This is a genomic window from Vibrio sp. 10N.247.311.14, assembly GCF_041467715.1.
Taxonomy (GTDB): Bacteria; Pseudomonadota; Gammaproteobacteria; order Enterobacterales; family Vibrionaceae; genus Vibrio; species Vibrio crassostreae_C.
Genome location: NZ_JBFSVE010000121.1, coordinates 1 through 1,051, shown reverse-complemented (window position 1 = coordinate 1,051; position 1,051 = coordinate 1). Strand labels below are relative to the sequence as shown.

Annotated in this window: 1 protein-coding gene; it reads right to left on the bottom strand. The window is 43.1% G+C overall.

What is annotated here, in order from left to right; translation table 11 throughout:
* Window positions 1–52: 52 nt before the first annotated feature.
* A complete protein-coding gene (locus AB6F11_RS21680; protein ID WP_372179678.1) occupies window positions 53–973 on the bottom strand; it encodes an IS5 family transposase in 921 nt (306 codons plus the stop codon).
* Window positions 974–1,051: the final 78 nt, after the last annotated feature.

Here is a 1,051-nt window from a genome sequence, read left to right as displayed (position 1 = left end):
GGCTTTGTTTCCTAATTGGATCTCAGATAGAAACGGCCAGTATGGGTGATTATTAGGCTATTTCTATCGTTTTAGGCATACCTAACCCTGTGAGCTTATTCAACGCTTTAATCATGGCGTAGGTTTCACCAACCTGAGCATTATAGTTTCTTAAACTTAATCGCCCACCAAACAGTGTCTTTACACGGAACATAGCCGTCTCTGAAAGTGACCGTTTATGGTAACCGTACTTCTTTTTCCAATGTTTATTTGAGCCGTATAATTTCTGGCAAGCTACCGCCAGATTACGGGGGTGACCTCGTAACCAAAAAGCAGCACCTTCTCTCGGTGGAATAAGTGGAACAGCTTGTTTAATACGTATTGCTTCGTAGCATTGTCTTGTATCGTAAGCTCCATCACCAGATATCTCATTGATTCTACGACGAGTTTGATTCAGTAAATTAGGAAGAGCTTCACCGTCAGTGACATTCGATAAACTTAACTCAGCCGCAATGATTTCATGAGTGCCAGTGTCTACGGCTAAATGGAGCTTACGCCAAACTCGACGCTTCCCGTCAGTACCATGTTTTTTTACTTTCCATTCACCTTCACCGTAGACCTTTAGCCCTGTTGCATCAATGGCTAAATGCTGTATTGCGCCTCGGGTCTTTGTCTTGAATGACACATTAACCGTTTTGGCTCGTTTACTGATGCATGAATAATGAGGACATGACAACGGGAGTTGAGCGAGTTTGAAAACAGAATCGATGAATCCTTGTAACGCTCTCAACGGCATCGCGAATACTCGTTTAACCATGAGGGCGGTCGTAATGGCTAAGTCACTAAACAATCGAGGTCGACCTCGTTTACCTTGCTTGAGTTGCTTCCACTGTAGAATCGCTTCCTCATCAATCCAGAATGTCAGTGAACCTCGATTGATTAGGGCTTGGTTATATTGTTTCCAGTTAGTTGTTCTGTAGCGAGGCTTTGGCATTGCTCTAAGTATGTGAGTGAACTTAGATGATCTGATCGTAGCTTTAAGCATTAGTTCCCTGATTTAGGAAACAAAGCC